General features: G+C 64.0%; 17 protein-coding genes. 8 read left to right on the top strand and 9 right to left on the bottom strand.

Annotation, left to right across the window (positions count from 1 at the left end; genetic code table 11):
- Positions 1-23 precede the first annotated feature (23 nt).
- The gene (ybaK, locus tag QMZ05_RS27120) at positions 24-506 is read right to left on the bottom strand and encodes a Cys-tRNA(Pro) deacylase (RefSeq protein WP_353703540.1); all 483 of its coding nucleotides are present in this window, start codon (positions 504-506) and stop codon (positions 24-26) included.
- A 363-nt stretch (positions 507-869) separates the two neighbouring features.
- Here ybaK and QMZ05_RS27115 point away from each other — a divergent pair, with 363 nt between their 5' ends.
- From QMZ05_RS27115 to QMZ05_RS27090, 6 genes are all read left to right on the top strand, one after another.
- A complete protein-coding gene (locus QMZ05_RS27115) occupies positions 870-2,162 on the top strand; it encodes an adenylosuccinate synthase (RefSeq protein WP_279708973.1) in 1,293 nt (430 codons plus the stop codon).
- Positions 2,163-2,197: 35 nt separating this feature from the next.
- Positions 2,198-3,778 (top strand): hypothetical protein, encoded by a 1,581-nt coding sequence (locus tag QMZ05_RS27110; RefSeq protein ID WP_353703539.1) that lies wholly within the window; start codon positions 2,198-2,200, stop codon positions 3,776-3,778.
- 191 nt (positions 3,779-3,969) lie between these two features.
- Positions 3,970-4,404 (top strand): DUF5413 family protein, encoded by a 435-nt coding sequence (locus QMZ05_RS27105; RefSeq protein ID WP_353703538.1) that lies wholly within the window; start codon positions 3,970-3,972, stop codon positions 4,402-4,404.
- A 173-nt stretch (positions 4,405-4,577) separates the two neighbouring features.
- The gene (locus QMZ05_RS27100) at positions 4,578-6,200 is read left to right on the top strand and encodes an inorganic phosphate transporter (protein ID WP_353703537.1); all 1,623 of its coding nucleotides are present in this window, start codon (positions 4,578-4,580) and stop codon (positions 6,198-6,200) included.
- The gene (locus QMZ05_RS27095) at positions 6,098-6,595 is read left to right on the top strand and encodes a cyclic nucleotide-binding domain-containing protein (RefSeq protein ID WP_353703536.1); all 498 of its coding nucleotides are present in this window, start codon (positions 6,098-6,100) and stop codon (positions 6,593-6,595) included. Before QMZ05_RS27100 ends, QMZ05_RS27095 begins: the two co-directional genes overlap by 103 nt.
- A 90-nt stretch (positions 6,596-6,685) precedes the next feature.
- Complete coding sequence (locus QMZ05_RS27090; RefSeq protein ID WP_353703535.1) at positions 6,686-7,624, top strand: IS630 family transposase; 939 nt, start codon at positions 6,686-6,688, stop codon at positions 7,622-7,624.
- Positions 7,625-7,894: 270 nt separating this feature from the next.
- Here QMZ05_RS27090 and QMZ05_RS27085 read toward each other — a convergent pair whose 3' ends face one another.
- Positions 7,895-8,140, bottom strand: a complete 246-nt coding sequence (locus QMZ05_RS27085) for a hypothetical protein (RefSeq protein ID WP_353703534.1) — start codon at positions 8,138-8,140, stop codon at positions 7,895-7,897.
- A 43-nt stretch (positions 8,141-8,183) separates the two neighbouring features.
- On the bottom strand, positions 8,184-8,426 hold the full coding sequence (locus QMZ05_RS27080) for a hypothetical protein (protein ID WP_353703533.1): 243 nt from the start codon (positions 8,424-8,426) through the stop codon (positions 8,184-8,186).
- A 248-nt stretch (positions 8,427-8,674) separates the two neighbouring features.
- Here QMZ05_RS27080 and QMZ05_RS27075 point away from each other — a divergent pair, with 248 nt between their 5' ends.
- Positions 8,675-9,625, top strand: coding sequence for a helix-turn-helix domain-containing protein (locus QMZ05_RS27075; RefSeq protein ID WP_353703532.1), 951 nt, complete (start codon positions 8,675-8,677; stop codon positions 9,623-9,625).
- Positions 9,626-9,705: 80 nt separating this feature from the next.
- The gene (locus tag QMZ05_RS27070; protein WP_353703531.1) at positions 9,706-10,254 is read left to right on the top strand and encodes a DUF4112 domain-containing protein; all 549 of its coding nucleotides are present in this window, start codon (positions 9,706-9,708) and stop codon (positions 10,252-10,254) included.
- Positions 10,255-10,560: 306 nt separating this feature from the next.
- Here the strand turns inward: QMZ05_RS27070 and QMZ05_RS27065 are convergent, their stop codons facing one another.
- The 6 genes from QMZ05_RS27065 to QMZ05_RS27040 form a co-directional block, all read right to left on the bottom strand.
- Positions 10,561-10,851, bottom strand: coding sequence for a hypothetical protein (locus tag QMZ05_RS27065; protein ID WP_016844322.1), 291 nt, complete (start codon positions 10,849-10,851; stop codon positions 10,561-10,563).
- A 223-nt stretch (positions 10,852-11,074) separates the two neighbouring features.
- Positions 11,075-11,239: a DUF3309 family protein gene (locus QMZ05_RS27060; protein ID WP_074131060.1), complete on the bottom strand. Its 165-nt coding sequence runs from the start codon at positions 11,237-11,239 to the stop codon at positions 11,075-11,077.
- Positions 11,240-11,473: 234 nt separating this feature from the next.
- Positions 11,474-11,851 carry a hypothetical protein gene (locus QMZ05_RS27055; protein ID WP_353703530.1) on the bottom strand — a complete coding sequence of 126 codons (378 nt, stop codon included), beginning with the start codon at positions 11,849-11,851 and terminating at the stop codon, positions 11,474-11,476.
- 139 nt (positions 11,852-11,990) lie between these two features.
- Positions 11,991-12,404: a peptide-methionine (R)-S-oxide reductase MsrB gene (gene msrB / locus QMZ05_RS27050; RefSeq protein WP_353703529.1), complete on the bottom strand. Its 414-nt coding sequence runs from the start codon at positions 12,402-12,404 to the stop codon at positions 11,991-11,993.
- Positions 12,405-12,425: 21 nt separating this feature from the next.
- Positions 12,426-13,142: a peptide-methionine (S)-S-oxide reductase MsrA gene (gene msrA / locus QMZ05_RS27045; RefSeq protein ID WP_353703528.1), complete on the bottom strand. Its 717-nt coding sequence runs from the start codon at positions 13,140-13,142 to the stop codon at positions 12,426-12,428.
- 295 nt (positions 13,143-13,437) lie between these two features.
- The coding region (locus QMZ05_RS27040) for an ATP-binding domain-containing protein (RefSeq protein ID WP_353703527.1) at positions 13,438-13,726 on the bottom strand (289 nt) is incomplete at its 5' end.

Here is a 13,726-nt window from a genome sequence, read left to right as displayed (position 1 = left end):
TTGATTCAATCGGAGCCGAAGCTCTAGTCCTGCGTCGCCACCAGCGCCTTCATCGAGGCGCCGGCGGCAAGCGCGGCGTCGTTCGGATCGATCTCGATCTGCAGGCCGCGCTGGCCGCCATTGACGAACACCGTGACGTGGGTCAGCGCGGTCTCGTCGATCGCCGTCGGCACTTTCTTTTTCTGGCCGAACGGGCTGATGCCGCCGACATGATAGCCGGTCAGCCGCTCTGCATCGGCCGGCCGCATCATCTTGGCTGACTTGCCGCCGAGGGCCGCGGCGAGCTTCTTCATGCTGACCTCGCAGTCGGACGGCACCACGGCGCAGACCGGCTTGCCGTCGACCTCCGCCATCAGCGTCTTGAGCATGCGGTTCGGGTCGACCCCGAGCGCCTCCGCCGCCTGCAGCCCGATGCTCTCGGCATTGGAATCGTAGACATAGGTGTGAAGCTTGAAGGCAATGCCTAGCTTCCGCAGCGCCATCGTCGCTTGTGTCGAATTGGGCATGGGCCCCGCCGGTTAACCCAGGTGAATGATCGCCGCAATTGGACCTGCGATCAATTAGCAAGCACGCGCAGCGGTACGGCTGGCGTCACATGGCCGTAACATTAAATTCGCGCCAGCCCGGCGTGGCCGGGCGCAGCAAGGAATTTTCAGGGGATATCAAAGGGTTGTAGCTCGTCTAAAAGGCGTAAATGACCCCGTTCTTGCTTGCGCAGCCGACCCGCTTCCGTTATCCGGTAGGCGCCTTGCGTGTGCGCGGCCGGGCGCCGTGATTTGGGCTGGGCATATCAATGCATGATCGCTGTGGGCGGACGCGTTTTCGCCGTGATCATGGTCTCTGAAACACCTGAAGGGAACATCTTCGCAATGGCCAATGTTGTCGTCGTCGGCGCCCAATGGGGTGACGAGGGGAAGGGCAAGATCGTCGACTGGCTGTCGGAACAGGCCGACATCGTCGTGCGCTTCCAGGGCGGCCACAATGCCGGCCATACGCTCGTGATCAATGGCGAGACCTACAAGCTGGCGCTGCTGCCCTCCGGCGTGCTGCGCCCGAACAAGCTGGCGGTGATCGGCAATGGCGTGGTGTTCGATCCGCAGGCCTTCCTCGACGAGGTCGCCAAGCTGAAGGGGCAGGGCGTCGCGGTCGGACCGGACAATCTGCGGATCGCCGAGAACGTCACGCTGATCCTGCCGCTGCACCGCGAGCTCGATTCCTTGCGCGAATCCTCCAACGCCATCACCTCGATCGGCACCACCCGCCGCGGCATCGGCCCGGCCTACGAGGACAAGGTCGGCCGCCGTGCCATCCGCCTGATGGACCTCGCCGACCTCGACACCCTGCCGCACAAGATCGACCGCCTGCTGGCGCACCACAATGCACTGCGCCGCGGCAACAATCTGCCGGAGATCGAGGGCAACAGCATCCTGGCCGAGCTGTCGGCGCTGGCGCCGAAGCTTCTGCCCTATGCCGAGACGGTGTGGCGGCTCCTGGACCTCAAGCGCCGCGAGGGCAAGCGCATCCTGTTCGAGGGCGCGCAGGGCGCGCTGCTCGACGTCGACCACGGCACCTATCCCTACGTGACGTCGTCCAACACCGTGGCGGCGCAGGCCGCGACCGGCACCGGCCTTGGGCCCGGCGCCGTCGGCTATGTGCTCGGCATCTGCAAGGCCTACACCACACGGGTCGGCCAGGGTCCGTTCCCGACCGAGCTGAACGACGAGATCGGCGAGGAAATCGGCCGTCGCGGCAAGGAATTCGGCGTCAACACCGGGCGCAAGCGCCGGGTCGGCTGGTTCGACGCGATGCTGGTGCGACAGACTGTCCGGACCTGCGGAATTGCCGGGCTGGCGCTGACCAAGCTCGATATTCTCGACGGGTTCGACAGCATCAAGGTGTGCATCGGCTACAAGCTCGATGGCAAGGAAATCGACCATCTGCCGGCGGGCGAGGGCGCGCAGGCCCGCGTCGAGCCGATCTACGAGATCATCGAGGGCTGGAAGCAGCCGACCGCCAATGCGCGGTCCTGGGCGGATCTGCCGGCCCAGGCCATCAAATATGTCCGCCGGGTCGAGGAACTGGTCGGGTGTCCGATCGCTCTGCTGTCCACCAGCCCGGAACGTGAAGATACTATTCTGGTACAGAATCCGTTCGAGGCTTAACGGGATATTACCTATATCCCTCCAATTGTGTGGAAATGGCTGACTACTACCCGCTGATTGCCCGTGCCATCGCCGGATTGGACCCCAACGCCCCCGGCGAAGCCCGCCGTGCGCTGTACGCGCGGGCGCGCACGGCGCTGATTCAGCAGCTCCGCGGGGTGCAGCCGCCGCTCTCCGAGTCCGAGATCACCCGCGAACGGCTGTCGCTGGAAGAGGCGGTTCGCAAGGTCGAGTCCGAGGCCGCGCAGCGCGCCCGCGAGGCCTCGCGCCCCGGTGCCGCCGCCCGCAGCAGCGACCCGTTGCGCCGCGCCAACCCAAGGCCGCCGGAGGCAAGCGCAAGGCCGCCGGAGGCAAACGCCAGGCCGCCCGAGGCCAATGCCGCCGACACGGCCGCGCGCCCGCGGCCGCCGGCCGAACCGCGCCCGCCGCGCAATTTGCGCCCCGATGCGCCGCCGCCGGCCCCGCCGAGGCCACAGAATCCGCCGGTTCCGTCCGCTCCCGATTCCCAGGCCCGGCCGGCTCCGCCGCGCCGCGGTCCCGAAGGCGCGCCGCCACCGGCCGCGCCGGGTGTCCGCGGTTTCCGCGACATCACCGCGGACGCCGACGATCTCGGCCGTGCCGCAGCACAGGCCAGCCGCAACGCGCGCAAGACCTACGCCAACGTGCCGTCGCCTTCGCCGGAATTCGACCGGCTCGAGCCGAGCCTGGAGAACCGCGGCGGCGATCCCGAGGCGCCGTACTCTTACGACGACTCGATCGAGGAGGCGGAGCGCTACACCCCGCAGCAGCCGCCCCAGGCGCCGCCGCCGCGGTCGCGGGTCAGCAACGCCGATCGTGAGCCGAAGCGGCCGCGCGTCGGGTCGATGTTCCCGTTCAAGACCGCGATCGTGATCGGCATCCTGCTGATCCTGGTCGGTGCCGGCATCCTCTGGGGCAAGCCGGCCCTGACCTATGTCAGCACCCTGTTCAAACCCTCCGCTCCCGTCGAGGCGCCGAAGGATGCTTCGGCGACGCCGTCGAGCAAGAAGATCACCGACCGCGTCGGCCAGCCCTCGTCGGGCGAGCCGGTCGCTCCGGTGGCGCAGCGGGTGGTGCTGTATGACGAGGATCCCTCGGATCCGAAGGGCAAGCAGTATGTCGGTTCGGTGGTCTGGCGCACCGAGCAGGTCAAGGGATCGGGCAACCAGAAGCCCGACATCGCCGTGCGCGCCGACATCGACATCCCCGATCGCAAGTTCAAGATGACGATGTCGTTCCGCCGCAACACCGATTCATCGTTGCCGGCGAGCCATACCGCGGAATTGACCTTCATCCTGCCGCAGGACTTCGCCAATGGCGGCGTCGGCAACGTGCCGGGCATCCTGATGAAGTCCAACGAGCAGGCGCGCGGCACGCCGCTGGCAGGCCTCGCGGTCAAGGTCACCGACGGCTTCTTCCTGGTCGGCCTCTCCAACGTCGACGCCGACCGCTCGCGCAATCTGCAGCTCCTGAAGGAGCGCTCCTGGTTCGACGTGCCGCTGGTCTACACCAACCAGCGCCGCGCCATCATCGCGATCGAAAAGGGTGCCCCCGGCGAGCGGGCCTTCAACGACGCGTTTGCGGCGTGGGGTGAGTAGCGGCCTCGACACTCACTTCGGTCTCACGATGTCATCGCCCGGCTCTGTCCGGGCGATTCCGTATCGCAGCGACGTCCGACTGTTGCAGCGCATCCGACGCGCAGCCCCGGAACATTCCGGGCGCTTTCGATTTTCCCTAGAACCGTTGCGTGACTGCGTTACACTCGCCTGACGTCGGGCAAGGGCACGCCATGAAACGCTATCTGATCTTCGCAGCTATTGGGCCGTTCATCGGCGGCTTCCTGCTGCTGCTCATGACCACCTATCAGTCCGGCTACTGGACCGACACCAATGGCGGCGAGGTGGCGAAGCTGCTCGTCGTGTTCGTGAAGTCGCTGCAATACAATTATCTGTTCGGCATCGTGCCGTCGCTGATGTTCGGTGCGATCGACGACATCCTGATGCATGTGCGACGGATCTCGCCGCTGCTGCGGATGCTGATCGTCGGGGCGGTGGCATTTGTCGGCGCGGCGCTGACCTACGCCTCGCACGGGTCGGAGAGCGGTCCGGTGCAGTTCATCCTGTACGGGCTGGTCGGCTTCATACCTGGCGTCATCACGTCCTGGCTGGCACACAGATACGCCGAAGAGCTGCACGCGCCGGCGCAGCCGGTATCGCAGCACTAGGGGTACTCCGTCGGCGATAACTTCGCTGTTCGGGTAATCGTATCAATGAATTAGACGCCCGCTGAAGGCTTGGCTGGGCCGCCTTCACACAACTGTCACATGTACGTCATGTAAACGTAGTCCCAATGTCACATGGCCGCTTTTGTCCTCCCGCGGCCATGAGGGCAAATCACATGAGCGATGTGGCGTTACCTGGTTCGATCGAGCCCGCGCGGCGCAGGGGTCCCGATCTCGAGAAGGGCTTTCATCCGCTCACCGGCATCATCTATCTCGGCGTGATCGGCGCCGCGCTGCTGTTCGTGGCCTACAGCATTTATGCGGATGTTGGCGCCACGGGCGCCGGCAAGACCTCTTATGCGGCGTTCCTGCTGCTGTTCGTCGCTCTGTTGATCTCGCTCGGCTTCGAATTCGTCAACGGCTTTCACGACACCGCAAACGCCGTCGCGACCGTGATCTACACGCGTTCGATGCCGGCGCATATTGCCGTCGTCTGGTCAGGCCTCTTCAATCTGATCGGCGTGCTTCTCTCCAGCGGCGCCGTCGCTTTCGGCATCGTCTCCTTGTTGCCGGTCGAACTGATCCTTCAGGTCGGCAGCAGCGCCGGCTTCGCCATGGTGTTCGCGCTTCTGATCGCCGCCATCATCTGGAACGTGGGCACGTGGTATTTCGGACTGCCGGCCTCCAGTTCGCACACCTTGATCGGATCGATCATGGGCGTGGGGATATCGAACGCCTTGATGCACGGACGAGAAGGGACGTCCGGCGTGGATTGGTCGCAGGCCGTCAACACCGGCAAGGCGCTGCTGCTGTCGCCGCTGTTCGGATTTCTGCTTGCTGCCATCTTGCTCTACGGCCTGAAAACCGCGCTGTTGCGCGCGACACCGGCGCTGTTCGGCGAGCCGCAAGGCGACCAGCCGCCGCCATGGTGGATTCGCGGCATCCTGATCCTGACCTGTACCCTGGTCAGCTTCTTTCATGGCTCGAACGACGGTCAAAAAGGCATGGGCCTCATCATGCTCATCCTGATCGGCGTGGTCCCGACCGCTTACGCGCTCAACCGCGCGATGCCTGCGAACCAGATCGAGGCATTCACCACGAATTCTGCTGCGGCGAGTAAGGTCGTCGAGGACAAGGGCGCTGATCGCAAGGTGACCGGCGACCCGCGTCCGGCGGTGACGAACTACATCGCGCTTCGGCAGCTCACCGACGACACCTATCCGTCACTCGCCGTCCTCGTCCGCGAGATCAGAGACCAGGTCGTTCAGTACGGCTCGCTGGCCAAATTCCCCGCCGAGACCGTTCGCAACACGCGCAACGATATGTATCTGGTGTCGGAGGCGCTTCGCCTGCTCATGAAGAGCAGCGACAATGGCCTGAGCGATGCCGATGTCGCGACGCTCAATCGCTACAAGGGCTCGCTGGATGCCGCGACCAAATTCATTCCGTCCTGGGTGAAGATCGCGGTCGCCATCGCGCTCGGCCTCGGCACGATGGTCGGCTGGAAACGGATCGTCGTGACGGTGGGCGAAAAGATCGGCAAGACCCACCTGACCTATGCGCAGGGCGCCTGCGCCGAGATCACGGCGGCCGCGACCATCGCTGCCGCGGACGGCTACGGTCTGCCGGTATCGACGACGCACGTGCTGTCGTCCGGCATCGCAGGCACCATGACTGCAAACGGATCCGGCCTGCAATGGTCGACGATCCGCAACATCGCCATGGCCTGGGTTCTGACCTTGCCGGTGGCGATGCTGATCTCGGGCGTTCTCTACTTTCTATTCGCGCATTTGTTTTAGCCAGAACCGCAGAAAAGGGATTTCGAGTGGCAGATGCAAGCTTCAGCCTTCTGACGGGCAACAATATCGAAACCCGCCTGGTCCGGGCCGGCGGCGTTATTTTTCGCGAGGGTGAGCAGGCCAACGAGCTCTTCGTGATCAAGAGCGGCTACGTGCGCATCCAGGTCGGCAACAAGACCATGGCGGACCTTGCGCCCGACACGATCTTTGGCGAGATGGCATTGATCGACAACGAGCCGAGGAGTGCGACGGCCACGGCCCTGACGGATGTCGAACTCGTCCCGGTCTCGGAAAAGCAGTTTCTCTTCCTTGTCAGCCAGACGCCGCATTTCGCTCTCAAGGTGATGAGGACGCTGGCGCAGCGGCTCAGAACCATGAACAAGGGCGTGTACTAAAGCGGGATGGGGTTAGGTTGAATCGATTTGGGATTCCCAAATCAATGTATTTCTGATTCACCATGCTGGCTGGGTTGGAGGCCAGCATGGATGGGCAAGCCTTATTCTCTGGATCTCCGTAAGCGTGTCGTGTCCGCGATCGAGGGCGGGATGTCGCGCAATCGGGCGGCCAAACAATTTGGGGTCGCGATCAGCACTGCCATCGGCTGGATGCAGCGGGTCGAGGAGACCGGCAGCGTTGAGCCTGGCCAGATGGGTGGTCACAAGCCGAAGGCGGTTTCGGGGGAGCACGCAGTTTGGCTGTCGCAGCGGATCAGGGACGGCGATTTCACCATCCGCGGTCTCGTTGCCGAGCTTGCCGGTCGCGGCTTGAAGGTCGACTACCACTCGGTATGGGACTTTGTGCATGCCGAGAAGCTCAGCTTCAAAAAAAGCGTGGCGGCTGGCGAACGCGATCGACCCGAGGTCGCGCGACGGCGAGCCCAGTGGACAAAGTATCAAGGTCGCGTCGAAGCTGAGCGGCTGGTCTTCATAGACGAGACCTGGACCAGGACCGATATGGCGCCCTTGCGGGGATGGGCACCGCGCGGGCGCAGACTTCACGCCAGGGTTCCCCACGGCCGCTGGAAGACCATGACCTTCCTGGCGGCCTTGCGCCACGACCGGATCGATGCGCCATGGTTCATCGAGGGGCCGATCGATGGCGTGAGCTTTCGCATCTATGTCGAGAAGGTTCTTCTGCCCGTCCTTCGACCCGGCGATATCGTCGTCTTGGATAACCTCGGCAGCCATAGGAGCAAAGCAGTTCGCCAGATCATCCGTTCAGTCGGCGCCAAACTCTTCTTCCTGCCAAAATACTCGCCCGATCTGAACCCGATCGAACAGGTCTTTGCCAAGCTCAAGCACCTGCTCCGCAAAGCTGCCGCGCGAACCGTCGACGCGGTCTGCACCGCAATCGGCCCCGCACTCGATGCCTTCACCTCCGAGGAATGCGCCAACTACCTCAAAAATTCAGGCTATCGAACTTAATGCCATCATGCTCTAGAGCGCGATGAGATTGGGTTGAATCGTCATCGCGCTTTGGCTCGTTGTTTGAGCATGATCTTTTCGGAAAACCGCTTCGCACTTTTCCGGATCATGCTCTAGGCGAGACGAACATCGAATTGCGCGGCCTTCACCCTCGGCGTGAACCGGCGCCCGCTTCGCGCGAAATCGCGCTTCGCCGATCGTTGCGAACAAAAGCGGCGGACGTTTCCGTCCGCCGCTCGCGTGATGCAAAAGGCCTGCGTGCTCAAATTATCAGGTGCCGTTGGCGCGGCAGCGGCCGCCCGGGCCGAGATACCAGCCGCGCGGACAGGCGTGCATCCACGGCCGTGCGTAGTTGCGGCGGCAGCCGCCATAGGGACCGCGATGCCAACCGCCGCCGCAGCCGCCGGCGATCGTGATGACATCGGGATTCTGGGTGGGGGTCACAGGTGCGAGCGGCATGGCGCCGGCGCTGCCGAGCGTAGCGAGAAGGAAGGCGGCCGCAATCAATCTGGTCATGAGTATCGTCCTCTGCTGATGTCAAAAGTCATTCGTCAGTGAACTAGCCCCCGCCGGCAAACGCGATGCCGGCGCGCACTTCGCCCATCGCCTGATCGATCAGGCCGAGTGCACGCTCGCGGTGGCCGCCCTTGTTCGGCGTTGCCTTGGTGAGTTCGGCGCGGGCCGATTGCAGCATCGCAAGGCTTTCGTCCATGTGCGGCTGGGCGCCGATCGCATAGCCGATCCCGATGCTGGTGGTGATCGCAATCCCGAGCAACACCTTGCGGATCGCGGAAGTCTTCATCCCATGGTCTCCTCTGGCTGGTCTGCTTGTGTGCGGAGGCTCACTTTGAGCTGTCTTTCCTGGCTGCGAGCCCGGCGCCATCGGTAAGCCCCTCGCGGCACGCGCGTCTTGGACTGGGAAGCGCCGGAGAATTCCGGACTTGGACTGTCCGGCGCTGTGCACAGACCGCCGACGAGATGGTAGGTTTCATCTGCCGTTCATCTGGTGGTGGCCAGACTGCCGGCCTGCACCTTGGTCCTGTCCTTCCGATGTCCGTCATCAAGAAAAGGCTGTCGACCGACATGCTGCCGCCAGGCCTCGGCGAGCGGCAGCGCTACATGTTCTTCGCCGAATTGTTCGAGCATTTCTCCAACACCGGCGAGCTCGACCCGTCACCTGTGGTGCCGTTTCGCGCGACGATGAACTCGATCCATATCGGCACCACCTTGCTCGGCCGCTGCAACGGCAGCTTCACCACCGTACGGCGCGAGCGGCGCCAGGTGCTGGCGACCAATGACGACCGTTACTGCCTGGCGCGCAACACCGGCGACCGCGCTTCGACGGTGACCCATCGCGGCCGCGAATTCCAGATGCGGCCGGGCGCGATGGTGCTGCTCAAGCTGGATGAGCCGTTCTTCACCGCCGACGGCGCGCACCACAAGCGCTTCACCAATGTCCATCTGCCGATGGCGACCTTGCGATCCATGGTCGCCGGCGTCGATGACCTGGTCGGCCGCGAGCTCGCGCCGGGCGGCGCGCTGTCGCTGGCGATGGACTATAGCGACCTGCTGCTGCAATCGCCTGACGCGGTCGATGAGGCCGGCTTCGCCATCGCCGCGCACCTGCTGGATCTCGCAGCGCTCGGCCTCGGCGCCCGCGGCGATCTTGCGGCCGCCGCCCAACGCCGCGGACTTCGCGCGGTGCGGCTGAAGTCATTGCTGATGATCCTGGAGAAGCGCTTCACCGAGCCGGATTTCTCCGCACACAAGCTCGCCGCCGCAACCGGCCTGTCGGAGCGCTATGTCAACGAGCTGCTCTACGAGGCGGGGGCCAGCTTCACCATGCGGCTGACCGAACTGCGATTGAGCAAGGCTGCCGACTTGCTGGTCCATGACACCGAGCGGCGGATCAGCGACATCGCCTTCGATTGCGGCTTCAACGATCTGTCCTACTTCAACCGCTGCTTCGGCTTGACGCCGTCGGCGGCGCGCGGCACGTGATGGCTTTGCGCGTGACAGCCTCGAACGTGACACAGTGGTAATGTGACGCAACTTGAACCGCCTGCCTGCGTTACCATGTGATGGCCATGCCCGAGGACGACATTTTCACGCCCCACGCCACGCGATCGCGGCCGCCCTTCGGCGGAGCGCAGGCGCGCGGCAAGGTGATCGATCAGGACGGGCGCGAAGTCCCCGATGGTTCGCTGCATCCGCAGTTCCAAGGCTTTCAGGATGGCTTCAGCTTCGACGTCCGCAACTCCAGCGCCAATCCGTTCGGCAATCTGACGCGCGAGGAACGGCTCGCGCGGCTGGAGATGATCGCAAAGCTGCTCGACGTCGCCTTTGTCGTTCCGGGGACCAATGTCCGCTACGGCATCGACGGGCTGATCGGCCTGATCCCCGTGGTCGGCGATCTCATCACCACCGCGATCTCGCTGTGGCTGGTGCGCGAGGCCCGGCTGCTGGGCGCGCCCTGGCACATCACCGCGCGGATGCTCGCCAATGTCGCCGTCGATGGCGTGGTCGGCATGGTGCCGGTGGCGGGCGACGCCTTCGACGTCATGTTCCGCGCCAACATCCGCAATGTGCGGATGCTGCGGCGCTGGCTCGACAGGCAGCCGCGGCTCTAGCTCGAGACGAGAGTACTTCGATCGAACGATGGACTCTGCTTCACCTCGCCCCGCGTGCGGGGAGAGGCATAGGCCGCCTTCGGCGGCCGTTCCCAAGAACGCCGAGGCAAAGCCTCGGCTACGACGCATCGTTAGATGCGTTCCGGGTGAGGGGGAGTTTCCGCAAACACAGCTGTCGCCGTTTGCGCGGTGACAGCCCCTCACCCCAGCCCTCTCCCCGTAAGAACGGGGCGAGGGAGCGCAGCCCCCAAAACAAAAGCCCCCGGATCGGTCCGAGGGCTTTTCGTTAGGCGATGAGCAGAAATCTTATGCGGCGTCGGCGTCGGTTTGGCTGGCGGCGGGGCGCGGACGGCGCGGCAGCGGGAACGCCTCGCTCTCATAGAGCGAGCGGATGCCGTTCTGGTCGAAACGGGCTTCCTCGACCTGCAGATAGGCGCCGTTCAGCGAATCCGCCGGCAGCTGCTCCATCGCGAACTGCACGGCTTCGGCAGCCGTGCCGAAACGGCGGTACGCGAAGCCCGCCCGCTTCTTCTTGCGGATCGCGGCGGGAAACAGTTCGGCAGACGTATTGTAGTTGAACGGACGCAGGGGACGCATGGTCGACGACCTCTTGTGTTCTTGGCAGTTAGCGTGGCGAAAGGGATTTGGGGGACGGCGGCCTGTACTTGGCGGCGCGCCGTACATGTCATTTCGATCCCTAATATAGGCCTCTTTGACAAAAATGCGACCCCAGAAGCGCCCCCGGCAGGGCACATGCTGAATCCGCGCATGGCACGGCGCGCGGTCAAATAAATCTACTTATTTCAATAGCTTATGACCGTTAAATCTTGTCGAGCCAGGCCAGGATCGCGACCACGATCAAAATCACCCCGAAAAGCCCCATTCCGGAGTGGCCGAGACCATAACCATAGCCGCGGATCCGGCCGCTATAGCCGCCCAGCAGGATGACCAGCAGGAGGATGATGAGGATCAATCCGAGCGACATGGCGCCCTCCTCAGAACAGGCGGCAGCCGCACGGCGAGACGCCGATGGCCCCGCGGATTCCAAGCAAAGCACATTCCGGCCCGCGAGTCGTTAACTTCGGCGTCATTTCGGGGCGATACGCGGCATCGAACCCCAATTCGCAACTGCGAATTGGGGAATCTCAGTCCGGAGCCTGTCACCCGGCGGCGGAAAGCGCCGACCCGTTGGCACTGCCCCGGGATGACGGCTTCGCCGTCACTTCTTGCTTTCGTCGATCGGGAGCACCTTCAGCGGGGTCGGATAGGGCTCGACCCGCAGCGAGTCATGGGCGATCAGCCCGACCTTGTGCAGCGGCGCCTGTTCGAGATCGCCGGAGGCGGATTTGTGCACGGCGTATTGCCAGACGCTCATCGAGCCCTTGGCGACCAGCATCTTGGCGATGCCGCCCGCGTTCTGGCCCTCGACCGCAGCGAGATCGGCATCGGTCAGGCCGATGACGATCTCGTCCTTGGAGGTGATGATCTTGAACAGCGAGATCTTGTCGGCGGCGAACGCCGGCATGCTCACGGCACTCCCGATGATGAAGCTGGCAAGACCGAAACCGAACAAAAGCTTTCCTGGAATCCGTGACATCAAAATTTCCTTGTGTTGAGGCGCGCGGAAGGATGGCCGCGCCAAAACAAAACCCCGCGCGACCGGTTCTTGGTCGCGCGGGGCGGATCAAACGTTCGACGGGCCGGTGGATTATTCGGCCCGTCAGGCCCGGAGGCCGTTACTTCTTCTCGTTCAGCTTCAGCGCCGCCGAGTTGATGCAGTAGCGCAGTCCGGTCGGGCCGGGGCCGTCGTTGAAGACATGGCCGAGATGGCCGTCGCATTTCGAGCACAGCACCTCGGTGCGGACCATGCCGTGGCTCATGTCGCGCTCCTCGTCGACATGGCTCTCGATCGCGGGCTTGGAGAAGCTCGGCCAGCCGCAGCCGGAATCGAACTTCTGGTCGGACTCGAACAGCGTCTGCCCGCAGCCGGCGCAGACATAGGTGCCCTTGCGGGGATCATGCTCGTATTCGCCGGTGAACGGCCGCTCGGTCGCCTTCTCACGCAGCACGGCGTACTGCATCGGCGTCAATTCCTTGCGCCACTCGGCTTCGCTCTTGCGGACCTTGCCGTCGGTCTTGGTATCGGACATTCAACCTCCTTTGCGAGCTGCTCAGTTGGTGACCTTGGTGCTGCTCACCAGCGTCGGCTTCTCGATGTAGTTCTCCGCGAAGATCTTCTTCAGGTTCTCGACCTTCGGGATGTCGTTATACGCAATATAGGGCTGGTTCGGGTGCAGCGTCAGATAGTCCTGGTGGTAGCCCTCCGCCGGATAGAACGCGTCCAGCGCGCCGACCTTGGTGACGATCGGCTTCTTGTAGACCTTGGCGGCGTTGAGCTGGGCGATGTAGGCGTCCGCAACCTTCTTCTGCTCGTCGCTGGTGGTGAAGATCGCCGAGCGATATTGCGTGCCGCTGTCCGGTCCCTGGCGGTTCAGCTGGGTCGGGTCGTGCACGACGGAGAAGAAGATCTGCAGGATCCTCCCATAGGAGATCTTCTGCGGGTCGTATTTGATCTCGACCGACTCGGCGTGGCCGGTGGTGCCGGTCGAGACCTTCTCGTAGTCGGCATTCGCCTTGCTGCCGCCGGAGTAGCCGGACACCGCGCTGACGATGCCGGCCGTGTGCTGGAACACGCCCTGCACACCCCAGAAGCAGCCGCCGGCCAGCACCGCGGTCTTGATGCCGGTTTCAGGCGCGCTCGCCGCCGGCGGCGGGATGACCACGGCGTCCTCGGCGGCAAGCGAGGGCGCAACGGCAAAAGCGGCGACCGCCAGCGCGCCGATCGCGGCGGCGCAAAGCGAGAGACGGCTGAGGGAGCTCTTGGGCATGGGTTCCTCGTGGGATCGCAATTGGGGGCCAGTCTAGAGCGGAGGCCGGCATTGGCAAACCGGGCCGAACTGCTCCGACGCTTCAAAATACGGGCGAGGGGCCGTTTTGTTACGGCGCCGGCCACACGGTTTCGTGAATAAAATCGCGGTCGCGCAAGACCTTAGGCCGGCGGCCGCCCACCGGTGAGTTGGCTATCCCGCCATTGCGAGGAGCGACAGCGACGAAGCAATCCATGTCTCAGCAAGCGGGATGATGGATTGCTTCGCTTCGCTCGCAATGACGGGGGATCGGGCCTCACACCACGACGCTGAGCCGCTTCGCCGCCCGCGTGATGCCCGTGTATAGCCACCTCGCGCGCGAGTCCTGGAACGCAAAGCTCTCGTCGAACAGCACGACGTCGTCCCATTGCGAGCCCTGCGATTTGTGCACGGTCAGCACATAGCCGTAGTCGAACTCGTCATACGGCTTGCGCTGCTCCCACGGCACGCCCTCGACGCCGCCGTCGAAGCATTCGCCGCGCACCGAGACCTTGGTGACCTTGTAGCCGAAATCCTCGTCGGGCATCACGCGCATGGTGATGATC

It is taken from the genome of Bradyrhizobium sp. INPA03-11B (genome assembly GCF_040446015.1).
Taxonomy (GTDB): domain Bacteria; phylum Pseudomonadota; class Alphaproteobacteria; order Rhizobiales; family Xanthobacteraceae; genus Bradyrhizobium; species Bradyrhizobium macuxiense_A.
This window is presented reverse-complemented; position numbering and strand designations above follow the sequence as displayed.